The organism is Pedobacter sp. TM02, from assembly GCF_059705275.1.
In genome coordinates this window covers 815,311-839,235 of the sequence record NZ_AP046530.1, presented here as the reverse complement: position 1 = coordinate 839,235, position 23,925 = coordinate 815,311, and the positions used below count along the sequence as shown (strand labels likewise).

23 protein-coding genes are annotated in these 23,925 nt (G+C 44.4%); 10 read left to right on the top strand and 13 right to left on the bottom strand.

What is annotated here, in order from left to right; all coding sequences use genetic code 11:
* Nucleotides 1-40: 40 nt before the first annotated feature.
* From lepB (AC6H1S_RS03660) to AC6H1S_RS03635, 6 genes are all read right to left on the bottom strand, one after another.
* A complete protein-coding gene (gene lepB / locus AC6H1S_RS03660; RefSeq protein ID WP_497565153.1) occupies nt 41-1,225 on the bottom strand; it encodes a signal peptidase I in 1,185 nt (394 codons plus the stop codon).
* 148 nt (nt 1,226-1,373) lie between these two features.
* The gene (gene lepB / locus AC6H1S_RS03655; RefSeq protein ID WP_199140246.1) at nt 1,374-2,573 is read right to left on the bottom strand and encodes a signal peptidase I; all 1,200 of its coding nucleotides are present in this window, start codon (nt 2,571-2,573) and stop codon (nt 1,374-1,376) included.
* 5 nt (nt 2,574-2,578) lie between these two features.
* On the bottom strand, nt 2,579-3,322 hold the full coding sequence (gene dapB, locus AC6H1S_RS03650; RefSeq protein WP_199140244.1) for a 4-hydroxy-tetrahydrodipicolinate reductase: 744 nt from the start codon (nt 3,320-3,322) through the stop codon (nt 2,579-2,581).
* A gap of 104 nt (nt 3,323-3,426) precedes the next feature.
* Nucleotides 3,427-4,083, bottom strand: a complete 657-nt coding sequence (locus AC6H1S_RS03645; protein WP_199140242.1) for a DUF5683 domain-containing protein — start codon at nt 4,081-4,083, stop codon at nt 3,427-3,429.
* Nucleotides 4,084-4,103: 20 nt separating this feature from the next.
* The gene (locus AC6H1S_RS03640) at nt 4,104-5,006 is read right to left on the bottom strand and encodes a ParB/RepB/Spo0J family partition protein (RefSeq protein ID WP_199140240.1); all 903 of its coding nucleotides are present in this window, start codon (nt 5,004-5,006) and stop codon (nt 4,104-4,106) included.
* Between the two features lie 9 nt (nt 5,007-5,015).
* The gene (locus AC6H1S_RS03635; protein ID WP_199140238.1) at nt 5,016-5,822 is read right to left on the bottom strand and encodes a ParA family protein; all 807 of its coding nucleotides are present in this window, start codon (nt 5,820-5,822) and stop codon (nt 5,016-5,018) included.
* A 179-nt stretch (nt 5,823-6,001) separates the two neighbouring features.
* Between AC6H1S_RS03635 and AC6H1S_RS03630 the strand changes: the two genes are divergently transcribed.
* The gene (locus AC6H1S_RS03630) at nt 6,002-6,523 is read left to right on the top strand and encodes an NADPH-dependent FMN reductase (RefSeq protein WP_497565152.1); all 522 of its coding nucleotides are present in this window, start codon (nt 6,002-6,004) and stop codon (nt 6,521-6,523) included.
* Nucleotides 6,524-6,661: 138 nt separating this feature from the next.
* Here the strand turns inward: AC6H1S_RS03630 and AC6H1S_RS03625 are convergent, their stop codons facing one another.
* The gene (locus AC6H1S_RS03625) at nt 6,662-7,117 is read right to left on the bottom strand and encodes a hypothetical protein (RefSeq protein WP_497565151.1); all 456 of its coding nucleotides are present in this window, start codon (nt 7,115-7,117) and stop codon (nt 6,662-6,664) included.
* A 45-nt stretch (nt 7,118-7,162) separates the two neighbouring features.
* Here AC6H1S_RS03625 and AC6H1S_RS03620 point away from each other — a divergent pair, with 45 nt between their 5' ends.
* Nucleotides 7,163-8,794, top strand: a complete 1,632-nt coding sequence (locus AC6H1S_RS03620) for an ABC transporter substrate-binding protein (RefSeq protein ID WP_497565150.1) — start codon at nt 7,163-7,165, stop codon at nt 8,792-8,794.
* A 399-nt stretch (nt 8,795-9,193) separates the two neighbouring features.
* On the opposite strand, the gene AC6H1S_RS03615 is transcribed toward AC6H1S_RS03620, so the two are convergent.
* The 5 genes from AC6H1S_RS03615 to AC6H1S_RS03595 form a co-directional block, all read right to left on the bottom strand.
* Nucleotides 9,194-11,602, bottom strand: coding sequence for a TonB-dependent receptor (locus tag AC6H1S_RS03615; RefSeq protein WP_497565149.1), 2,409 nt, complete (start codon nt 11,600-11,602; stop codon nt 9,194-9,196).
* A gap of 122 nt (nt 11,603-11,724) precedes the next feature.
* Nucleotides 11,725-12,372, bottom strand: coding sequence for a hypothetical protein (locus AC6H1S_RS03610; RefSeq protein ID WP_497565148.1), 648 nt, complete (start codon nt 12,370-12,372; stop codon nt 11,725-11,727).
* Nucleotides 12,373-12,376: 4 nt separating this feature from the next.
* Nucleotides 12,377-12,886 (bottom strand): RNA polymerase sigma factor, encoded by a 510-nt coding sequence (locus tag AC6H1S_RS03605; protein WP_497565147.1) that lies wholly within the window; start codon nt 12,884-12,886, stop codon nt 12,377-12,379.
* Between the two features lie 161 nt (nt 12,887-13,047).
* Nucleotides 13,048-15,834 (bottom strand): leucine--tRNA ligase, encoded by a 2,787-nt coding sequence (gene leuS, locus AC6H1S_RS03600; protein ID WP_497565146.1) that lies wholly within the window; start codon nt 15,832-15,834, stop codon nt 13,048-13,050.
* Between the two features lie 253 nt (nt 15,835-16,087).
* On the bottom strand, nt 16,088-16,516 hold the full coding sequence (locus AC6H1S_RS03595) for a hypothetical protein (RefSeq protein WP_199140964.1): 429 nt from the start codon (nt 16,514-16,516) through the stop codon (nt 16,088-16,090).
* A gap of 230 nt (nt 16,517-16,746) precedes the next feature.
* Between AC6H1S_RS03595 and AC6H1S_RS03590 the strand changes: the two genes are divergently transcribed.
* From AC6H1S_RS03590 to AC6H1S_RS03560, 7 genes are all read left to right on the top strand, one after another.
* A complete protein-coding gene (locus AC6H1S_RS03590; protein ID WP_199140963.1) occupies nt 16,747-17,625 on the top strand; it encodes a cell division protein FtsX in 879 nt (292 codons plus the stop codon).
* The gene (locus tag AC6H1S_RS03585) at nt 17,625-17,852 is read left to right on the top strand and encodes a DUF3098 domain-containing protein (protein WP_199140962.1); all 228 of its coding nucleotides are present in this window, start codon (nt 17,625-17,627) and stop codon (nt 17,850-17,852) included. The genes AC6H1S_RS03590 and AC6H1S_RS03585 overlap by 1 nt, the downstream gene beginning before the upstream one ends.
* Before the next feature lie 6 nt (nt 17,853-17,858).
* The gene (locus AC6H1S_RS03580; RefSeq protein ID WP_199140961.1) at nt 17,859-18,653 is read left to right on the top strand and encodes an undecaprenyl-diphosphate phosphatase; all 795 of its coding nucleotides are present in this window, start codon (nt 17,859-17,861) and stop codon (nt 18,651-18,653) included.
* A 33-nt stretch (nt 18,654-18,686) separates the two neighbouring features.
* Nucleotides 18,687-19,418, top strand: coding sequence for a tRNA pseudouridine(55) synthase TruB (gene truB / locus AC6H1S_RS03575; RefSeq protein ID WP_199140960.1), 732 nt, complete (start codon nt 18,687-18,689; stop codon nt 19,416-19,418).
* A 5-nt stretch (nt 19,419-19,423) separates the two neighbouring features.
* The gene (locus tag AC6H1S_RS03570) at nt 19,424-20,284 is read left to right on the top strand and encodes a YitT family protein (protein ID WP_199140959.1); all 861 of its coding nucleotides are present in this window, start codon (nt 19,424-19,426) and stop codon (nt 20,282-20,284) included.
* A gap of 93 nt (nt 20,285-20,377) precedes the next feature.
* Nucleotides 20,378-21,427 carry a bifunctional riboflavin kinase/FAD synthetase gene (locus AC6H1S_RS03565; protein ID WP_497565145.1) on the top strand — a complete coding sequence of 350 codons (1,050 nt, stop codon included), beginning with the start codon at nt 20,378-20,380 and terminating at the stop codon, nt 21,425-21,427.
* A 17-nt stretch (nt 21,428-21,444) separates the two neighbouring features.
* Nucleotides 21,445-22,212, top strand: coding sequence for a hypothetical protein (locus tag AC6H1S_RS03560; RefSeq protein WP_497565143.1), 768 nt, complete (start codon nt 21,445-21,447; stop codon nt 22,210-22,212).
* 60 nt (nt 22,213-22,272) lie between these two features.
* Here the strand turns inward: AC6H1S_RS03560 and AC6H1S_RS03555 are convergent, their stop codons facing one another.
* Nucleotides 22,273-23,436 carry an alpha-hydroxy acid oxidase gene (locus AC6H1S_RS03555; RefSeq protein ID WP_497565141.1) on the bottom strand — a complete coding sequence of 388 codons (1,164 nt, stop codon included), beginning with the start codon at nt 23,434-23,436 and terminating at the stop codon, nt 22,273-22,275.
* Between the two features lie 114 nt (nt 23,437-23,550).
* On the opposite strand from AC6H1S_RS03555, the gene AC6H1S_RS03550 reads away from it, so the two are divergent.
* Entirely contained in the window at nt 23,551-23,907 is a 357-nt protein-coding gene (locus AC6H1S_RS03550; RefSeq protein WP_497565139.1) for a hypothetical protein, read from the top strand.
* The last annotated feature ends 18 nt before the right edge of the window (nt 23,908-23,925 follow it).

The window sequence follows — 23,925 nt, the reverse complement described above, 5'->3', positions numbered from 1 at the left end:
TGATCAGGATGGCTTCTTGCTATTTCTTTAAAGGTCTCTGCTAGTGGATGCCTTTAAACAATCTATTCCAACGTATTTTGCCGAACCATGAGCCTTCGCTATCAAAGCTCATCCAAATGAACAGGGCCTTGCCAACCACGTGGTCTTCAGGCAGGAAGCCCCAAAAGCGCGAATCGATAGAATTATGGCGGTTATCGCCCATCATCCAGTAATAGTTCATTTTAAAAGTATATTCGGTGGCAGGTTTATCGTTCAGCATCCACACATTGCCTACCTTTTCCAGCTTATTGCCTTCGTAGGTTCTGATGGCACGGTAATAAACCGGCATGGTATTGCTGTCTAACTTTACTGTCCATCCTTTTTTAGGCACGATAACCGGCCCGAAATTGTCAATATTCCACTTCCGGTTAGGATCATAGGTAAACAGGTTGCCATCGTCAACACCTGGCGCGGCCACATCAAGCGCTACGGATTTTACAAAATCCAGTTGCTTTACCTTTGTGATCATTTCGGCCGTTGCAAAAGCGCCATAACTATTCGGGCCTATCATCGAGCCTTCGAGGCCCAAATCGGTCAATACCTTTACGTTTACCTCTGCCGTGCTGAACTCTATTTTGTAGGGCATTTTTCCGGCATTGGCCAAAGGCTCAGGCTTGCCATTTACCACAACCAGGCCATTGCTCATGCTAATGGTATCGCCGGCAATGCCGATGCAGCGCTTAATAATGTTCTCGCGCTTATCTACCGGCCTGGTGATAATGGTATATTGATTATTGACGGCCTTCCAGCCCATTTGTCTTACCAAAGTGTAATAGCTGACGTCTTGATTTTCGAGGGCTACCGTATCTCCAACCGGAAGGTTGAACACGACTATATCGTTGCGCTTGATGTTTTGGAAACCCGGCAACCTCCTGTATTTCCACTGCACGCCATCCCAATAGGCTTTGGTGCCGGTAAGGGGCATGGTATGGTGCGCAAAAGGGAAGGCAATGGGGGTCATCGGAATGCGGGCGCCGTAGTTGACCTTGCTCACGAAAAGGAAATCGCCTACCAGCAACGAGCGCTCCATCGAACCCGAAGGAATGGTATAGGCTTCGATAAAGAATACCCTGATGATGGTGGCGGCCACTACTGCAAAAATGATGGCGTCAGTCCACTCTCGGGCCTTGCTTTTTTTCTTTTTGGGCTCGCCTGTATTATTTTTTTTCCAAAATTTCCAATTCATGTCGTTTTACATTATTTTATTCAAAGACAGGGTTAAATTAAACTTTTTTAAACATTTTAGAGCTAGACATTTTTATTTTGTTACATCGGTGCCCTATTACAAAAAAAGCACCGCCTGGGCGCGATGCTTTGTAATTTTTAATAGTTAATTAGTTGATGCCTTTAAAAATCCGGCTCCAGCGTATTTTGCTGAACCATGAACCCGAACTGTCAAAGCTCATCCAGATGAACAGGGCCTTGCCAACTACGTGGTCTTCGGGCACAAAACCCCAATAACGCGAATCGGCCGAATTGTGGCGGTTATCGCCCATCATCCAGTAATAGTTCATCTTAAAAGTATAAGAAGTTGCTTTTTTGCCGTTGATTAGCCAGTCGTTGCCCGATTTTTCTACTGTATTGCCTTCGTAGGTGCGAATGGCCCTATAGTACAGCGGCATGGTATTGCTGTCTAACTGAACGGTCCAGCCTTTGGCCGGAACCTTAATCGGTCCAAAATTATCCCTGTTCCAATTTCGGTTTGGGTCATGTGGAAATATGCCTCCCAATTCGGTATCTGTTGGCAAAGCCGGATCCATCATTGCCGATTCTACAAAGTCGAGCTTCCTCAACTCGTCAATCATGAGTGCCGAGGCATTAACGCTAAAAGTATTCGGCGCAGGAGTTGGCGTAATTTCGTTGGTTGCGAACCCTAATTTTTCCAATACCTGCATGTTTACTTCTGGCGACTTAAACTTAACCAAATAAGGCATCATGCCTGTATTTTTTAGGGGTTCGTCTTTGCCATTTACATTAGCGATGCCGTTTTTCATGCTCACTACGTCGCCGGCAATGGCAATGCAGCGCTTAATATAGTTTTCGCGCTTGTCGACTGGCCTGCTGGTAATCGTATATTGACTGTTGACTTCCTTCCAACTTGAATTGCGTACCAAGTCGTAATAACTGGCATTTTGGTTTTCGAGTGCTACAGTATCGCCTTCGGGGAAGTTAAACACCACAACATCGTTGCGTTTGACATCCTGAAAACCCGGCAACCTCCTGTATTTCCACTGCACGCCATCCCAATAGGCTTTGGTGCCGGTAAGGGGCATGGTATGGTGCGCAAAAGGGAAGGCAATGGGGGTCATCGGAATGCGGGCGCCGTAGTTGACCTTGCTCACGAAAAGAAAATCGCCTACCAGCAACGAACGCTCCATCGAGCCTGAAGGGATGGTGTAGGCCTCGATAAAGAACACCCTGATGATGGTGGCCGCCACTACCGCAAAAATGATGGCATCGGTCCACTCGCGGGCCTTGCTTTTTTTCTTTTTGGGCTCGGTGCCTTTATTTTTTTTCCAAAACTTCCAATTCATCTTTGTTAGGCTTTAAAATTAAAAATATCGGCAATGCTATAAAAGCCTTTCTTGTCTTGCAACCACTCTGCCGCGATTACGGCACCCAAGGCAAAACCAGCCCTGCTGTGCGCCGTATGCTTGATCTCGATATCGTCAACCTCCGAGCTGTACACCACGGTGTGCGTACCCGGAATATTTTCGATACGGTGCGATTCGATAAGCAGCTGCTCGTTTTTTACCACATCTGGAATGGGCGTACCGATCACTTCGTTAAGCCATTCGGATTTGCGGTCTATTGCCTCGATAATGTCTTCGGCAATGGTCATGGCCGTACCGCTTGGCGAATCGAGCTTTTGGGTATGGTGTATTTCTTCTACCTGTACATCGTAAGCCGGATAGTTGTTCATGAGCTTGGCCAATACCTTGTTGAGGTGAAAGAAAATATTAACGCCAATGCTAAAGTTAGAGCCGTACAGCAAGGTATGGTCGCCGGCCGCACAGTCGTTTTTGAGTTGCTGCAGGTTGCCATACCAGCCGGTAGTACCTACTACAACAGGCACCTGGGCTTCAAAACATTTGTAGATATTATCGACCGCGGCACCTGGCGCACTAAAATCTATAGCCACATCGGCTTGGGCCAGGTTGGCTTTGTTCAGGTCTTCTAAGTTATCGATGCTTATTTTGAGTACAACTTCGTGTCCTCTTTCTATGGCAAAGCGCTCTATAATCTGGCCCATCTTGCCATAACCCAATAATGCAATTTTCATTTATACTAATTTTATTTTATCGATCGGCTTGTTGTATGCCCAACGGGCTAAAGGTAACGAAACTGTTTTGCACTTTAAAGCATCGAGCCGCAGCTCTTTGTTTTTCATAGCTTAATAACCAGCTTTAATGCCGGAGCGGGCGAATTGAACCCGTACATGGTATTGGGGCTGATAAACGAAGGCGCTACTTTAAACGACAGGGTTTCGTCTACGTTGAAGTATTTGAGGCGGGCGGTTACATAGGCATCAACAGCGCTCAATCCGTACAGGCCCACCAATGAAATGAGTACGATTTCGCGGTTACGCTTATAAATGTTCTTAGCTATGGTTAATGCGTCGGTATTGGGATATTGGCTTAAGCCGCCGTTCGGATCGGGTTTGTTGTTATGCAGCTGCCTGTATTGAAGCTCGGCCAGAAACTTACGGTACATTTTGTTATTGTCCATATAAGAAATAACCAGCATTGTACCTCCACCATAAATAGCGCCCAATTTAGCCAGGATATAGGTTTTTTGCCAAAATTTGCTTCCTTCTACCCTGCCGCTCCTTATATCGTCTACAACCAGGCCATAATTGTACATCTGACCCAATCCCGGAAAGATGAGCGAGCGATGAAAAGCTTTTTTTCCTGCAATTTTACCTTGATTGATGTATTTGGGCTCCGTGTCTATGGTATCGGTCCTACTTTTGAGCGTATCTTTCGGTTTTTTGGCTATAGGGTCTTGTGCCTTTGCAGCTACAAAAGCAAAAAACAGAACCATCAAAAGCAAAATGCGCCGCATTACCAATCTAAAAGTTCCAAAATACGGTTCAGGTCGTCATTCGATACAAAAGGAATTTCGATGGCGCCTTTGCCATTTTCGTTCACTTTAAGCTTCACTTTGGTTGCAAATTTAGAAGCCAGATCGGTTTGCAGTTTTTGGTACTCGAAAGAAACCCCGCTTGGCTTAGCCTTGTTGGGTTTAACCTGTACATGGTTGATGCTGCGTACTAATTCTTCTACCTTGCGTACCGAAAGGCCTTTGTCGAGGATTTCCTGATGGATGAACAGCTGTTTTTCGGCCTCTTCTACATTGATGAGCGCGCGGGCATGGCCCATTGATATTTTGCCATCGCGAATGGAAGCCTGGATTACCGGAGGCAATTTGAGCAAACGCAGGTAATTGCTTACCGTGGTGCGGTTTTTGCCTACACGGTCGCCCAACTGCTCGGGCTTAAGATTGCACTCGTCAATCATCATCTGAAAACTGAGTGCCACCTCAATGGCGTTCAGGTTTTCGCGTTGGATATTTTCGATCAACGCCATTTCCAACATCTGTTGGTTATCCGCATCGCGGATATAGGCAGGAATCTGTGCCAGTCCGGCCAGTTTCGAAGCCCTTAGCCTGCGTTCTCCAGAAATGAGCTGGTATTTATCGCCATGCTTCCTCACGGTGATGGGCTGGATCAGTCCTTGTACCTTGATCGATTCCGAAAGTTCGTTCAAAGCCACCTGATCAAACTCCGTACGTGGCTGATAAGGGTTGGTTTCTATGTCGTTGATATTAACTTCGCTAATGTTACCGGCCAACAAGGTTGGCGCCGGCGCTTCGGCCACCGCTTTTGGCTGGTTTACCGAATCATTATCATCTAAGAGCGCACTTAATCCTTTTCCTAAACCTGTTTTTCGCTGAAAAGATGTCATCTATATAATTTATATGGTTGCCGTATCTACATTTTGTTCTTCGTCGGCTAACAAACCGTTTTTGCGAACAATTTCCCTGGCCAAGTTCAAATAGTTAATTGCCCCTTTACAGTTGGCATCGTGCATAATTACCGATACGCCATAGCTAGGCGCCTCGCTTAAGCGCGTATTGCGCTGGATGATGGTATCGAAAACCAGGTCCTGGAAGTGGGTTTTCACTTCTTCAACCACTTGGTTAGACAGGCGCAAACGCACATCGTACATGGTGAGCAGAATCCCTTCAATCTCCAGTGCAGGATTTAAACGGTTTTGAACGATTTTAATTGTGTTCAGCAATTTGCCCAGTCCCTCCAACGCAAAATACTCGCACTGTACCGGAACGATAACCGAATCGGCAGCGGTTAATGAGTTGATGGTAATCAGGCCCAATGACGGCGAACAGTCGATGATGATAAAATCGTATTGGTCTTTCACCTTGTCGAGCACGGCCTTCATTTTGTACTCGCGACTGCTCAGGTTGATCATCTCTATCTCGGCACCCACCAAATCAATGTGGGCAGGCAACAAATCGAGGTTAGGGGTATCTGTTTTGAGGATGGCATCTTGAGGCTCTACATCGTTGATGATGCACTCGTAGATGCTGTTTTTGATATTTCGTGGATCAAAACCTATACCCGATGTAGAGTTGGCCTGCGGATCGGCATCAACCAATAGCGTTTTGAATTCCAAAACCGCTAAGCTGGCAGCTAAATTAATAGACGAGGTAGTTTTACCTACGCCTCCTTTTTGGTTTGCTAAAGCAATAATTTTACTCATCTATCTTTCTAAAAATCGCCAAAATTGGACATGGCTTTATTTCACAATTAAAAATCTTTAAAAAATGCTATTTTTGTATCGATTTAGGCACTTTTTAACAATTAGCTAAGATACAAACTAAATCAGAATATTAGTAGCCTAGCCATAAGTGTTTTGAACATCTTATCAACAATTTCAGCATGATTACCATCGTATCCGGCACCAACAGGCCTGCAAGCAATACCTTGAAAGTGGCCCAATATTACCAGAAAGAGCTGGCTAAAAAGGGATTGCAAACCGAGTTGCTCAACCTGCAGCGCCTGCCTGCCGACCTGATCAGTTCGGATCTTTATGGCCAAAGAAGTGCGGCTTTTGAAGAAATACAGCAACTGGTATCGGCTACTTCCAAATTCCTGTTCATCATACCCGAATACAACGGCAGCTTTCCGGGCGTACTCAAAACCTTTATCGACGCCTGTACTTTTCCCGAAAGCTTCTACGACAAGAAAGCCTGTTTGGTGGGCGTTTCATCGGGCAAATACGGCAACATCAGGGGCATAGAGCATTTTAACGGGGTTTGCGCCTACCTGCATCTTCATGTCATGCCTTTGCGCCTGCACATTTCGAGCATCAAAAACGAACTTGACGAAGCCGGCAATCTCTATCAAGCCGATACGCTCAAGTTTACCAACGAGCAAATGGATAAGTTTGTTAAATTTTAGGGGTATTAATTGCCAAATGCCTAGACTAATCACCAAGAACTTGTGGTTTACAAGAACAACCGCCTGACTACATTGCGATTCGCAACAGCAAGCTCGCCTCATTTACAGCACCAGGCCTTGCAACCTTACAGCGCCTCGCTAAACCGAAAACCTGATCCAGCGCGAACCTTCGTGGCCAAAGATAAAATGCCCAGGATGGATCATTTCGGCCATGTCTTCTATTAAAGTGATGGCATTTTCGGGTGTACGTTGCCTTTCGGCATCGTCGTTCAGCAAAATAACACGCCCGTTTTTTACGGCCTGCCATTCCCTATCCAATAGGGCCGGCACTTCGCGCATCAGGTCTGTCAACGTTTTGTTGGGCTGGTAATAGATGATATAAACAGCGCCCAGCACATCGGTTTCAAGCATTCCTCCAGCCGCCTTCATTTCTTCGGCCAACAACAGGCTCGGATTATTGCCCAGGTCTAAACAAACTACAGGCACCTGTTCAATAAACTTGATTTTATGGGCTACTATATCCACGCGTTCTTGCAACTCTTCGCGCAGAACGGGGTCATTTTCACTATTTATCAACTCATTTAAAAAAGACATCTGAATTTATTTATTAATTTGTACAAAAATAGTATTCCTCAACCGATGCGTAGAATTATAAGCGATATATTTTGGATTTTCCTCCTGCTTTTGTTGGTTTCCTGCAAAGGCAAGCCCGAAAACGACAACAAAAAGGTGTTCAACATCAACCTCGACCAAAATGTAACCTCGCTCGACCCGGCTTTTGCCCGCAACCAGAATGCCATCTGGATGATTAACCAGATTTTTAATGGCCTGGTACAGGTAGACCGGCAACTGAACACCGTGCCCTGCATCGCCAAAAGCTGGACTACCTCGCACGACGGGCTGGTTTACACCTTCAACCTCCGCAACGACGTTTTTTTTCAGGACGATGCCCTGTTTAAAAACGGCAAGGGCCGAAAGGTAGTAGCCCAAGATTTTGTCTATAGCTTTAACAGGCTCATCGACCCCAAGGTAGCTTCGTCGGGAGGATGGATCTTTAATGACAAGGTAAAGGATTCGACCAGCTTTAAGGCTGTGAACGACACCACCTTCCAAATCATCCTGCTTAAGCCTTTTCCGGCATTCATGAACCTTTTAACTGCCCAATACTGCTCGGTGGTGCCCCAAGAAGTGGTTGAGCATTATGGCAAGGATTTCAGGAGCCATCCGGTAGGCACGGGCCCGTTCAAATTCAAGTACTGGAAGGAAGACGAGATTTTGGTACTGGTTAAGAACGAAAATTATTGGGAGAAGGACGGCACGCAGCAATTGCCTTACCTCGATGCCGTAAAAGTGACTTTCATTACCGATAAGCAGAGCGCTTTTATGAATTTCATCAAAAAAGATCTCGATTTTTTTAACAGCGTAGACGGCAGCTACCGCGACGACATCCTGACCAAGAGTGGCCACATGACCAGCAAGTACAAAGGCAAGTTCCAACTGATTAAAGGCCCCTACCTCTGTACCGAATATATCGGCATCTTGGTCGATACCTCCAAGGCCATCGTCAGGAAATCACCCTTACGCATCCAAAAAGTACGGCAGGCCATTAACTATGCCATTGACCGTCCAAAACTGATCAAATACCTGAGAAACAGCATTGGTACGCCCGCAACCGCCGGTTTTGTGCCCAAAGGCATGCCCGGTTTCGACAGCACGCGCGTAAAGGGCTACGACTACAATCCGGCGCTATCGGCAAAACTATTGGCCGAAGCGGGTTTCCCCAACGGAAAAGGCATGCCCGAAGTTACGCTCAGCACTTCAACCACTTACAAAGACCTGATCGAGTTTGTACAAGGCGAACTAAACAGCATCGGCATTAAGGTAAAGGTAGATGTGAGCCCAAATGCAAGTCTGCGCGACATGATGGCCAAAAACGAGGTCAATTTTTTTAGGGGTTCGTGGATAGCCGACTATCCCGATGCCGAAAATTACCTTTCTGTTTTCTACTCGAAAAACCGCGTTCCTTTTGGCCCCAATTACACGGGCTATTTCAACGATGAATTCGACAAGCTGTTTGAACAGAGCTATTACGAAAGCGACCCTAAAAAACGCTACGAGCTTTACTACAAAATGGACAACATGGTGATGCAGTATTCGTCGGTAGTGCCTTTGCTGTACGACCAATCGGTAGTGATGCTCCAGAACAACATCAGCGGCTACCCTACCAATGCCTTGAGTTTGATGATTTTAAAGCGGGTGAAGAAGAAGTAGCTTATTGGTTCATCAGTTCATTGGTTCATTAACTTGTTCGTTCACTGCTAGATTGTTAACCGAAAACAATCAACTGAGAACTGAAAACTGTCAACTGATCCAATAACCCAAAACTAAAAAGCCTCTAATGCAATTGCACCAGAGGCTAGAAATTATATTTGGTTGTTTTGAATCTCTTTTTTAACCCTGCCTGTCTGTAGTTTGAACAGGGTAGTTTTTCAAAGATAAAAGAAAATCCGATTCCAAACGAATCGGATTAAAAATAATTTCAAGTATTTTTTGAGTGGCTTAGCTACAACAAAACTTCGATAGGCGGGCCTAAATCCAAACCATCGCCAACAAAAAAGACCTCCGATTTTATTCAGAGGCCTTTTGGTTTATTTGTGTTTTTGTTTCTTGTTATTGGTTACCGCCCATTTGGCCTCCACCGCCCATGCCACCTTGTTGCTGGTCTTGTTTCACGTCGTCGTTTTTGATTTTCTTCTTCTCGGTGAATTTCAGCTTACCAAATTTGTAGCTAAAGTTCAATCCGAAAGAACGCAATGGATAATAGATATTTTGACGTTGAAGGTTGCCATCGCCTTGGGTAATGGTTTTGATGTGCAAATCGCGGTTAAACGGATTTAAAACGTTCAAACCAATGGTTCCTTGTTTCTTCAGGATATCTTTTTTAACTGCTCCTCCATAAAAAAACATCGGATCAGTTTTGCTTTGATAGGTATAACGAGGCGAGTTAACCACGCCGAAAAGCTCCAGGTTCCAACCTCCTTTAAATGCATTTGCCGAACGGAAGAAGAAGTTATAGTTTAAAAACGTTCCTTCGTTCATTCCCTTGATGTCTGGCCTGCTTTTAATCTCGTAGGTATTTAAGGCAATGTTACTCATCAGCGTCCATTTAGGCGTAGGATTGTAAGAGCCAAATAGATTAAAGCCATAGCTTTGCGTCGTACCCACATTCTCAAAGGTAGATAGAATCCTGCCGTCTACATTTTTATTAAGTGCTTCGATGATGTTTTTGGTATTACGATAAAATACAGAGGCATTAATGATTGAACCTTTAATAAAAGTCGAATAGCCAAATTCTAGATTATCGCTTAGCTCAGGAGCCAAATCCGGATTTCCCTGAAAATCGAAACTCAGGTTGCTTTTATTTAAAAATGGATTCAGATATGCTAAACTTGGGCGTTGTACTCTACGGTTATAGGCTAATTTCAACGTGGTTTTACCGTTAATGGTTTGCGATAAAATGGCACTTGGAAATAAATTTAGGTAGTCGTTTTTGCCTACATTAGAACTAACATCGGTATATTCTGCCCTAAGACCTCCTTTAAACTGTATTTTTTTAGTCAGGTTAAAAGCAATTGTGCTGTAAGCGGCCCCTACGTTTTGGGTATAGTCAAAATCTTCGCCAACACCATACTGACTCTGGATGTTTCTAAAAATAGCTTTACCACCGGCCTCAAAAGTTACGGTTTTGCTGAAAGGATAAACGTAGTCTGTCTGGGCCGTATACTCTTGGTTCTTGCCAATGTTATTGCTTCCCACATAGCTGATTGGCACACCTGCAGCAGTCCTGTAATCGTTTACAAATTCATTGGTGTTTCTTCCTGTGGTTAACTGGCCAGATACCGTAAGCTCTTCGCCTGGTTTTTTAGAAGTGATTCTATAATCTATGTTCCAGTCCAGGTTGCCATTGCTCATATCGGTACTGCTTACAATGTTTCCGGTTGCGACATCGTTGGCGAAAATAGCCGATTTTCCAGGTCCGCCGTTATAAAAACGAGTGTACTTGGCATTGGTGCTGATGTTGTTATAGGCATTAAAGTCATAATCCAAACCCAAACTGCCATTAAATGCCTGTCTGGTCCAGTCAGAAGTTCCATCTTGAAGAACAGCGGTTGTTGCATTATTAGCCGTAGTTTGGTTAAAAAACACCACCCTTGATTCTTGTGGATAAGCTAATTGGGTACCCAAAGCCGTATTGACGCTCAAGCGACTGCTTTTAGCCGTCAAATTAAAGGCACCTGCATTTTGCCTGGTTCCAGCGGTTGCATTTACGCTGCCGCTAACCCCTTCTGCATTGCTTTTTTTGGTGATGATGTTGATGATGCCACCAGAACCTTCGGCATCGTATTTGGCCGATGGGTTGGTAATCACCTCTACACTTTTGATCTGATCGGCAGGCAACATCTTCAAGGCATCGGCTACGCTGTTGGCCATCGTACCCGATGGTTTGCCGTTAATCAAAACCCTTACCGAACTGCCTCGCAACTGCACGTTGCCATTGATATCAACCGAAAGCATTGGTACTTTGCGCATCACGTCGGTTGCATCACCACCCGCATTGGTGGCATCGGCCTCCGCATTATACACCATCCTATCGATCTTGTTCTCGATCACATTTTTCTTGCCCTCTACGGTTACTTCTTTCAACGTATTTGGACTAGGTTTCAACAAGATATTGCCTAAGCTATTATCTGGCTTGCCAGGCGTGGTTTTAACAATGATTGTTTTTGAATAATAACCAATAAAACCTACCGAAAGCTTATACTCATCGGGTGCTACGTTTTGAAGGGTCACTTTTCCTTTTTCATCGGTTACGCCACCATTTACCGCTTTGCCGTCTTTCACTTTGGTTAGCGAAATTGTTGCATAATCAATCGGTTGCTTGGTTAACGAATCTATGACGGTCGCAGTTATACGTCCAGTTATTTTGGGCGCCGTGCTACCGCCCCCCAAACCCGGGAATTGGGCCTGGGCACCTAAAACTGCAATTAAACCGATACATAGAAGTAGAATTTTTTTCATGTTATATTGTTTGTTTGTATTTAGTCTGCCAAAATTAGCTTTTGTTACAGCAATGCCTAGCGATTTTTGACCATTTGTTGGTAAAAATCGGTGAATGGAGCTTTTGAAGCGGTGAACTGTATCTAGGCTTTTTCAAAGTGCTCGATTTCCTTCAGGAATTGCCCCGATTTAACAATAGCGGTCCATTCTGCGCCACTAAACAACAGTTTGAACCACTTTTTGTGCATATTTTTGATATTGATGTTTCGATACAGCCAAATTGCGGCCAATGCAAAAAGGAACACGATGGGCAGGTGAATAAAATAGAACGAGTTCGGCGATTCTTTGATCCATTGAAAATTGATATACCAGGTAGAATAGAATGGCAGCTGCAACAGCAATATCCGCACTATTTTCAATGTAGAAGTTTGCAAGTCGGCCAGTTTCTGTTGGATGTGGATTACGCTTTCGCTGTTGTCTATATCATTAATCAGGTAGAGCTGCTGGATATAAACTACAATGGCAATAAGCGTAATGACGATGCTGATGCCCAGCGAGGCCACAAAGAATATGTTCTCGAATTTTAGGGAGTTATACACCAAAAACGACAAAAGGGCGACATAGATCAGGCCCGCCACTACGGCCAATCTTTTGATTTGTTTGGCTGGCCTTAAGGCATTTTTTGCTTTTTGCTGCTGCAGTTCGGCAATAACCCTACGGTTTAGCGAAATGGATTTTTCCAGTTTCTCGTCGTATTGTTTCCAAAGATTGATGATTTCTAATTCTTGCATGATGTTAAGCTTTTAGGTTGGAAAATTTTTGTTTGAGCTGTTCCTTGATCCGGCCAATCTTGGTCGCCACGTTGGTAGTGCTGATGCCTATGATTTCGGCGATTTCCTTTTGCGGCTTTTCTTCCAGGTAAAGCAGCATCAGCGCCTTGTCTAAGGGCCTGAGCTGCTCAATAAATTGTTGCAATAAGCCCAAATTGCTTTCTAAACCTGCGTCCAGGTTTTCGTCGGCCATTTCTATAACCTGCTCGCCTATCAGCAGGGTACCTGTTGATTTTTTTTCGCTACGGTAAAATGAAATGGCTACATTCAAGGCAATGCGGTACATCCAGGTGGACAGCTGATAGGCATTGTTAAAGCTGCCCCACGATTTCCATAACTGAAAGATGATTTCCTGTGCCAAATCTTCCCTGTCGCTTGCATTACGGCAATAAGAATTGCATACCTTAAAAATGATGCGCTTATTGGCTTCGATAAGCTGGAGAAAATCTTGTTGTGCTACAGGTGCTTGTTGCATAGATCTTGGAAACTGTTTTTCCTATTATTCGCAACAAGGTCAGAAAAATCACAAGGACTAGGAAAATATTTTTAAGCATTAAAAAGCCACAGATTAACAGATCTCTATATTCAATCTGTTAATCTGTGGCTAACACTTGGTTTGTTCTTCTTGTTGGAGTGCTAAACTACCATATTTACAATCTTTCCTTTGACGAAGATGATTTTCTTAGGCGATTTGCCTTCCAGGTGTTTCTGCACCTGCTCATCGGCCAATACCGCTTCGTGAACCTGGCTCTCGTCGAGGCTGAGGCTCAAATTGAGGTTCATCTTCATTTTGCCATTAATCGAAATCGGATAGGCAAATTCGTTTTCTTCCAGGTAGGCCGGATTAAAGGTTGGATAAGGCGTTGTAGACAAGTTCTCGTTGCCCAACAACGACCATAGCTCTTCGCAAATATGCGGCGCATACGGCGAAAGCACAACAACCAGGTCTTCCAACACCTGACGGCTTTTGCATTTCAGGTCGGTTAGTTCGTTTACGGCAATCATAAAGCTCGACACCGAAGTATTGAACGAGAAACGCTCGATATCGTCCTGCACCTTTTTGATGATTTTGTGCAAGGCCTTAAGTTCAGCTCTGGTTGGTACCGAATCGTTAACGTGGAACTGCCATTCTTCGTTGTGGAACAGGCGCCAAAATTTGCGCAGGAACTTAAATACGCCTTCAATGCCATTGGTGTTCCAAGGCTTGCTCTGCTCAAGTGGCCCTAAAAACATTTCGTACATGCGCAAGGTATCGGCGCCATAATGCTCAATCAACACATCGGGATTTACCACATTGAATTTTGATTTCGACATTTTCTCTACTTCAACCCCACAGATGTACTTGCCACCCTCTAAGATAAACTCAGCGTTTTCAAACTCTGGCCTAAATGCTTTGAATTTCTCGATATTGAGTATGTCATTCTCTACAATGTTTACATCTACGTGCAAAGCGATGGTTTTGTAATCTTTTCTTAGGCCATAAGACACCAAGGTATTTGTACCCCTGCCTTCAGCATCAACCACACGGTAAACAAAATTGCTTCGACCTTGGATCATGCCCTGATTGATCAATTTTTTGAAAGGCTCCTCTTCGGTTACATAACCCAAATCCTTTAAAAACTTGTTCCAAAAACGGCTGTACAGCAAGTGGCCGGTTGCGTGCTCCGAACCACCGATGTACAAATCAACATCTTTCCAATAAGCTACTGCATCTTTCGAAGCGAATTCTGACTCGTTCTGTGCATCCATGTAACGGTACCAGTACCAGCTGCTGCCCGCCCAGCCCGGCATGGTGCTCAATTCGTATTCGTACTCGTCATTGTATTTCCAGTCGGCAGCACGGCCCAAAGGCGGTTCGCCGGTTTCGGTTGGCAAATATTTATCGATTTCCGGCAGTACCACCGGCAATTCTTCCTCGTTAACCAAATAAGGCAGGCCATACTTAAAATAAACCGGAATAGGCTCGCCCCAGTAGCGTTGGCGACCAAAAATAGCATCGCGCATGCGGTAATTGATTTTAGCCTTGCCTACGCCTTGCTCCTCTAGCCAGTTGTTTAAAAAGGCAACCGCTTCTTGATAGTTGAGGCCATTGATAAAACCCGAATTGATGTATTTTCCTTCTTTGGTAGCATCGGCCTGTACATCAATATCCTGTTGGGCATCCAAAATCTGGACAATCGGCAAGTCGAAATGCGTAGCAAACAGCCAGTCGCGCTGGTCGCCACTAGGCACGCCCATCACCGCACCCGTACCATAGCCAGCCAGTACATAATCGGCAATCCAGATTTGTACCTTTTCGCCGTTAACCGGGTTCAGCACATAGCTGCCTGTAAAAGCGCCCGAAACCGTTTTGGTATCGGCCATGCGGTCTAACTCCGATTTCTTCTTGGTTTGCGCAATGTAATTTTCTACTACCTCTTTTTGCTCCGGCGTAGTTAGGCTTTGTACCAATTCATGCTCTGGTGCCAATACCACAAACGAAACACCAAAAATGGTATCTACACGTGTAGTAAAAACCTCTATATAATCGTCAAGCTTTTCACTTTCAATTTTAAACTTTACGCTGGCCCCAACGCTTTTGCCAATCCAGTTGCGTTGCATTTCCTTCACCGGCTCTGGCCAGTCAATCGTATCTAATCCTTGTAACAAACGCTCGGCATAGGCCGAAATGCGCATGCTCCATTGCATCATTTTCTTTTGCTCAACCGGAAAGCCACCGCGCTCCGAGAAGCCGTCTTTCACCTCATCGTTGGCCAATACGGTTCCCAAGGCCGGACACCAGTTTACCGTACTCTCCTTTAAATAGGTTAAGCGGTATTTCAACAGTTCTTCTTGTTTTTCTTCGTCGCTAAAAGTAGCCCAATCGCTAGGCAAAAAGCTGCGCGTATCTTCGTCGCAAACCGCTTTTACCTCGGCGCTGCCCGAAGCATTGAACTTTTCGATCAACGTAGTGATATCTTCTGCACGATCGGTTTCGAGGTTGTACCAGGAATTGAACAGCTGCATAAAAATCCATTGGGTCCATTTGTAATAACCCGGATCGCTGGTGCGCACTTCGCGACTCCAATCGAAAGAAAAACCAATTTGGTCTAATTGCCTGCGGTAGGTGGCGATATTGGTTTCGGTGGTAATGGCCGGATGCTGACCCGTTTGAATGGCATATTGTTCGGCAGGCAAACCAAAAGAGTCGTAGCCCATGGGGTGCAATACATTAAAGCCTTTCAATCTTTTGTACCTGGCAAAAATGTCTGAGGCGATATAGCCCAGCGGATGGCCTACGTGCAGCCCCGCACCTGATGGATAGGGGAACATGTCGAGTACATAATACTTTGGTTTATCCGAATTGCTATCGGCTTTAAAAGTCTGATTGGCGGCCCAGTACTGCTGCCACTTTTGCTCTATCTCTTTAAATTGGTAGTCCATTAAAATACTCTTGCTTAAATAGTTTGCAAAACTACGGAAATAAAGCCTGTTTTTGAAGTGGGATTCGAAGATTTAATATTGCTGGCATCTCCGGCAATGACTGCGAGACATTCCTGTTGTAAACATTGCCTTGCTTAACTAGGGCATCAACAATGGTGGTTACATTGCCATACCTTAAGGCTGAGCGCTTTTTCAACAAAAAAGCCTTGGCTGCCAGACAGCCAAGGGTCTTATCTTTAACCCCTTAGCCTGCTTAACGGCTCAGGTAATAGGTTTCTGTTACTTTGGGATTAGATCCTACCACGGTTCCCGTAAAACGGAATTCCTGATCGCCAATTACTGTGGCGGTACATTCAAGGTCTTTTTGTGAAAAGTCGAGGAAAAACGAATCGTTGATCCTCACCTTGTAAAAGCCCAAAGCTCTGTTGTTTGCGCCCAAGCTCAATTCTACATCGTCGCTTTCGGTGTCTTTAAAGTCCATGTAGTCGGTTGCCGCATAGGTGGTGGTTACTGTGGTTGGGGTACCCGATGTATTGTAAGTTGTGACATCGACTTTGTTGACCTGCCATTTGCCCAGCATCTTGGTGCGAAGGGGCTCGGTAGACTGGTTTTGTTTCTTGCAGGCGCTGAAGCCGGCTACCATGAAGAGCATCATTCCTGCTAATACTAATTTCTGTTTCATTTAGTTTTTTGATTTTAGTTTAATAAGAAACGCCAATGCTTTGCCCGGCACAAAACATGTGCCACTTATTTAACTACAACGAAAAGTTAAATAATGTTAAGAGGCCTTGCCACTATAGGCCATTTGCGTAATTTGCGCTTATTAAATTTGATCGTTTGTAAAAACAAAGGCCATTTAATTTACATTTTTACTTATCTTTCTTTATTTTCGCAAAACAAAAACATAGCTACATGGAAGAATTTGAAGTAAGCGAAGCCTCTAAAAAAACGAAGACCATTTACATTTCGACCATTTTTAGTATTGCATTGGTGCTATTGATGCTCGGCATGCTAGGCCTAATTTTAGTACACGCTAAAAATCTCTCCAATTATGTAAAAGAAAACATCGTACTCAACATCATTGTTGACGAGGGTGCCAAAGAAACCGATATCCTGGCTTTTAAGAAAGAACTGGACGGCAATATTGCCATTAAACAGACCCAATACATAAACAAAGAGGTTGCCCAGCACAACCTGACCAAAGATTTGGGCGAAGATTTTGTGAACTTTTTGGGCTATAACCCTTTGCTCTCTACCATCGATGTTTACCTCAAGGCCGATTACGCCAACAACCAGAACATTGATGCGCTGAAAAAGCAGATCGAGAAAAACCCGATTGTGAAGGAAGTGGTTTACCAAAGTTCGCTGATCGATATGGTAAACAAGAACATCAACACCATCAGCTTAATTGTGTTGGGCTTTGCCATTATCCTCTTGGTTATTGCGGTTGCGCTCATCAACAATACCATCCGCCTGGCCATTTTCTCGCAACGTTTCTTGATCAAGAGCATGCAGCTGGTAGGCGCCACTAAGAACTTTATCAGAAAGCCTTTTATTTGGGTAGCCATCTTGCACGGACTGATTGCTTCTTTTATTGCCATCATCATTTTATTGGGTTTATTAACCTATGCGCAAAAAGAGCTCGGCGAAATCAAGATCCTCGAAAGCTATACCGAATTCGGCTTTGTATTCTTAAGCCTGGTGGCTATTGGCATTTTCATTACGGCCATTAGCACCTGGTTTGCAGTAAGCAGATATTTACGTTTAAAAATTTACGACCTTTATAGATAATGGCAGAAAAACAAACTGTTCCGACCAACAAGGAACAAAAATCAGAAATGGTCTTTACCAAAAAGAACTATCAGTTATTATTGATCAGCATTGCAATTGTACTGGTTGGTTTCTTATTGATGATGGGTACTACTGGCGACATTTACGATACCAGAAGAACCTTATTGGCGCCTATGGTGGTCCTGTTTGGTTTTGGCTTTGGCATTTATGCCGTTCTCAAAAAATAAGGCCAAATGAGTTTTCTACAAGCGCTGATCCTTGCCATTATTGAGGGATTAACCGAGTTTTTGCCAATTTCTTCGACTGGGCACATGATTATCGGCTCTTCGGTCATGGGCATTGCTTCCGATCCTTTTGTCAAATTGTTTACCATTTGCATCCAGTTGGGGGCTATCCTATCGGTAGTGGTGCTTTATTTCAAGCGCTTTTTCAAAAGCTTCGATTTTTACATCAAACTGCTGGTTGCCTTTATTCCGGCTGCCATTTTTGGCGTTTTGCTCAGCGATAAAATCGATGCCATGCTCGAAAGTCCGCTTACCGTTGCCATTTCACTGGTAGTTGGAGGGGTTATCCTGCTTTTTGTAGACAAATGGTTTAACCAAGCCACTGTTACCGAAGAAAAAGACATCAACTATTTAACGGCATTGAAAATCGGTTTCTTCCAATGTTTGGCCATGATACCGGGCGTATCGCGCTCTGGTGCTACCATTGTGGGTGGCATGAGCCAAAAGCTGACCAGAAAGGCCGCCGCCGAATTTTCTTTTTTCTTGGCCGTACCTACCATGTTTGCCGCCACCGCCAAAAAACTGCTCGACTTTTTTAAAGGGGGCCATACTTTTACCAAAGATCAAATAGAGATTTTGGCCTTTGGCAACATCGTCGCTTTTGTGATTGCCCTTTTGGCCATCAAGAGCTTTATCGGCTACCTGAACAAAAACGGATTTAAGGTATTTGGCTGGTACAGGATTGCCGTAGGATTGGCCATTATCATTTTGATCCTTTCAGGGCACGAGCTTTCTGTGATATAATCCGTAGCTTTGCCGCAACATTAATTTAAGCTATTGGACCCAAAAAATCCGACATTTCCCGAATTCAATTTTGCAGAAGGCGAACTTTTGCTCATCAATAAACCCTACAAATGGACCTCGTTTGATGTGGTGGGCAAAATCAGAAACTCGCTAAAACCGCTGAAACTTAAGGTTGGGCACGCAGGCACTTTAGATCCGCTGGCTACCGGCCTTCTGATTGTTTGCACGGGCAAACTGACCAAGCAAATCGATACTTTCCAGGCCGAAGAAAAAGAATACACCGGTACTTTTACTTTGGGGGCCACTACGCCATCGTTCGACCTCGAAACAGCTATAGACCAGGAATTTCCGATTGACCAGTTGACCGAGGAAGCCATTTATGCGGCCACGGCGCCTTTTATTGGCGAAATTGAGCAATATCCGCCAGCCCATTCGGCGGTAAAGGTGAATGGCGAAAGGCTGTACGTAAAGGCGCGTTTGGGCGAAGAAGTGGAATTGCGCAAACGTCAGGTTACGGTAAGCGAATTTGAAATTACCCGGATTGCCCTGCCCGAAGTCGATTTTAGGATTGTATGCAGCAAAGGTACCTACATCAGGTCGCTGGCCTCCGATTTTGGCAAGCAGCTGGGCAACGGCGCCCATCTTTCTAAACTGACCCGGACCCGCAGCGGCAACTTTTTATTGGCCAACGCATTTGAGGTAGCAGATTTGGTTCAGTATCTTCGTAGCAAAAGAGAAGAAGCAAAGGCAAAAACCGACCAGTAAGGCTTATGGAACATATCAAAAACAACAGTTCGCGTTTAATCAAGGAAATTGCACTTATTGTTTGCGGGGTGGTATCGGCTTGTTTCGGCCTGAAAAGCTTTTTGATACCCAACCATTTTATTGACGGCGGCGTTACCGGTATTTCGCTTTTGGTGAGTACCCTAACCGGCTGGAAACTGTCGTATCTTATTGTAGTCATCAACATTCCCTTCGTTATTTTAGGCTACCGGCAAATCGGCAAAACCTTTGCCCTGAAAACTTCTATTGCCATTATTGCACTTTCATTGGCCTTGATATTTTTGCCTTTTGCACCCATCACACACGAAAAACTGCTCATCGCCTTTTTTGGAGGCTTCTTTTTAGGTGGCGGCATCGGACTGGCCATGCGTGGCGGCTGTGTAATTGACGGCACCGAGGTTTTGGCGCTTTACATCAGCCGGAACAGCCAACTGACGGTAGGCAACATCATCCTGATCCTCAACATCATCATCTTCGCATTTGCGGCCTATTTCATTAATATAGATACGGCGCTGTACGCCATCCTCACTTACTTATCGGCCTCCAACACCATCGATTTTATTGTAAACGGCCTTGAGGCTTATACCGGCGTAACCATTATTTCGGAAAAGAACGACGAAATCAAAGCCTTCATCATTTCGAACATGAAAAGAGGGGTAACCATTTACAAGGGCGAGGGTGGCTATTTGGAAAAGAAAGACATCGACATCATCTACACGGTGGTAACCAAGCTCGAAATGAGCAAACTGCAGGCCGAAATCAGGGTAATTGACCCCGATGCTTTTGTGGTGCAGCAACAAATTGCCGACATTAAGGGCGGGGTAGTTAAGCGACAGGCCTTTCATTAACCCTATTCGTTTTGAAATGCGCCTTGGTTAAAGGGAGAACAAGCTACCCCAGCCAAGCGCTCCAGCAAATGAACACCAAACGATCACACACAGATGAAAATATATAACCAGCTATCGGATTTTAAAAAACTAGACCATGCCGTGGTTACCATTGGCACTTTTGACGGCGTACACTACGGCCATCAAAAAATCATCAAAAGATTGTGCGAACTGGCCCAGGCAACTGGTGGAGAAAGCGTTATCCTTACTTTTTTTCCGCATCCGCGGCTGATCATCGATCCTGAAAACCAGGACCTGAAAATGATCAATACCATCAAGGAAAAAGCACAAATTTTGGAGAATTTAGGTGTCGACCATCTGATCATCACCCCCTTTACCCGCGATTTTTCTAACCTTACGCCCGACGAGTACATCAAAAACATATTGGTAGATACCATCGGCACCAAACAGCTGATTGTAGGCTATGATCATCGTTTTGGCAAAGACCGCAAAGGCGATATGAACCAATTGCTGGCCAATGCCCAACAATACGGCTATACGGTTGAGCAAATTCCGGAGCAGGATATTAACGATGTAGCGGTAAGCTCGACCAAAATACGCAAAGCGCTGCTTGAAGGCGATGTTGCCCTTGCCGCCGAATACCTGGGCTATTATTTTTCCATCAACGGGCCGGTTATCAAAGGCGATAAGATTGGCCGTACCATCGGTTTTCCTACTGCCAATATCTTTGTAGAAGAAACCTATAAGCTTATTCCGAGCGACGGCATTTATGCGGTGACCATTGAAATGGATTCGGAGGGGGAAGGTGCAAGGACAGCAGGCGGAAGGCAAGAAGACGAAGGCACAAAGTCTAAAGTCCAAAGTTTAGAGACGGAAGAACAATCCCTCCTACCTTTGAGCCCTCAACCTTCAACTTTTAAGGGGATGGCTTATATCGGCCAACGGCCAACCATTAACGGCATGACCCGTAACATCGAAGTCAACATTTTTGATTTTAACCGCGAAATTTATGGGCAAACCATTACCATGAATTTCCTAAAGTTTTTGCGCCACGATGTAAAATTTACCGGATTGGAAGCCCTAACCGCTCAACTGCATCAGGATAAACTCGATACTTTGGCGTTTTTTGACTCTATTTCTTAATTTTTAACATATCCTTCATGGAAGAAACGCCTCTCACAATCGAAGTCCCTTCAAAAAAAATCTATTCGGAACGAAAAGTATGGACTGGTACTCTCTTAGGCGGTCCCTTGGTTGCAGGTTATATGATTGCTTCAAACTTTAAAGCATTTAATGATCCTAATCATGCAATTAAGACTTGGGGCTATGCGATTATTGCAACCGTTATTATTTTCGGGGGTGTTTTAATGGTTCCTGAAGGGAATCGATTGCCTCCTCAAATAATCCCTCTGATCTATACAGGCATTGCCTCTTATTTAGTTCAGCGCTTTCAAGGCAAGCAATTAGCAAAACATGCTGAAGAGGGTGGGAAATCATATAACTGGTGGCGAACCATTGCGGTTGGACTAATTGGCCTTATATTAACCATTGGTACATTAATTGGTTTTTTGCTTGTCAAAGAATCAATTGGCAATGGTTCATTAAGTACAAAAACGTATGGATCGAAGAAGCATGAAATAGTTTACAACAAAAGCAACCTTGTTGAAGAAGAAGTAGATCAGCTTGCAACAAAACTAACCGCAACAGGCTTTTTTGATGATTTTCAAACAAAATCAATATTTGTAGAAAAAATTGCTGGGGGTTATGAATTATCAATACCAGTGGTTGCAGGAATAGAAAAAGATCAATCGGCTTTTGCTCCATTTATTCAATTGAAAAATGACCTGCAACGCTTATATCCTGATCAAAAAATCCATCTCAAGCTTGTTTTAGATAATTTGGAGAACGTTATTAAGCGCATAGATTAATTTTCTCTTTCTGAAAATCGTCAAAAAAATGGTCGGAATTAAGAAAAAACCATAAGAAATCTATTTAATCAAAGTCTCCGGAAAATCCGCTATTTTCTCGCAGGAAAGCTGTTCCATCACTTGTTTCAGCTGAGCCTTGAACATCGAAATGGTATGGTCGCCACCTTTTTTGCCCAAAGCACCAACTCCGTACATAAACGGACGGCCCATAAAGGTAAAATCGGCACCGGTTGCCAAAGCCCGACCAATATCTGGTCCTGAACGCATGCCGCCGTCAATCATCATGGTCAGCTTTTCTCGATAAGCCGGCGTGGCCATCAGCTTGCGCAACGAAACGATAGTCGATTCGCCTGCATCAATTTGACGGCCGCCATGGTTAGACACGATAATGCCATCGGCTCCAACGGCAATACTGGCTTTGATATCTTGCTCGGTGGTAATGCCCTTAAGTACCATAGGCCCCTTCCACTGATCGCGAATGGCTTTGATCTTATCGGTATCTACCCTGCCTGTAAATGTTTTGTTCATAAATTTGCCCAATTGGGCCATATCCAAACCTTTTTCCATGTAAGGCTTTAATGTGGCAAACGACGGGATGCCGTGCCTCAGCGTTTCAATACCCCAGGTTGGACGAATAGCCGCCTGAAAAATATTGCTGATGTTCATTTTGGGAGGCATAGACAAACCGCTTTTAATTTCGCGGTACCTCAAGCCAAAAGAAGGCACATCGACCAAAACCACCAAAACCGGGCATTGTACAGCTTCTAAACGTCGCAAGATATCGTCTCTTAACGAATTTTCTGTAGGATGGTAAAGCTGGAACCAGGCCTGGCCTTCGGAAACTTCGGCAATTCGCTCAATACTGCTGGTTGACACCGTGCTTAAAATATAGGGCACATTATGCTTGAAAGCGGCCCTGGCCAATATTTCTGGTGCATTGGGCCACATGAGCCCCTGCAAACCAATAGGCGAAATCCCAAAAGGCGCATCGTAGCGATGGCCAAACAAAGTAGTCGACATGTCGATGCCACCGAACTTTTTAAGGTAGCTGGGTTGCAGCAATACATCATGATAATCGGTTTCGCTTCTGCTGAGGTTTACCTCTTCATTGCAGCCACCTTCCAAATAATCGAAGGCAAATTTGGGCATCCGTGCCTTGGCACGTTTTTTAAGATCCTTAACTGAAGGATAGTTGGGATTGTAAGTTAGTTTTTCGATAGGCATGCCGTAAATATAATTAAAAATCCACGGCTTCGTCAAAGTCTGATGGTAGGAAAAACCTATCTTTTTTAGGTGATTTTTCACCAAAATCAGGCTTTTTTCACTATATTTAGGGCAATGAGAACGTTAATTGCCTTTTTATTGCTCAGCTGTTTGTGCTTGGCCTCGCGCGCCAAAACCAAGCTTAGCCTACCAGGCCCTTCCATTACCGTTCAGTTACCGACAGCCAGCATCAGGACAACCGTTCAGTTTAAGAGGGTTAAATCGGCCTTACAAAAGGAAAACATAGCCAACGAAAACGAGCTGATTTATCAGCACATTACTTCCTTCTCGCTTACTGCCACTGTTTTTTCCCGTATTCAGCACAGTTTTTTAGTATTAGCCAATTCGGCATTTAGGATTTTTAGGGATAAGCGCAACCACAGCTATGATTTTACGTGGAGCTGCCTTTATCCGAAGCATACTTTTTGGTAAATGTAATGCCTCAACAGC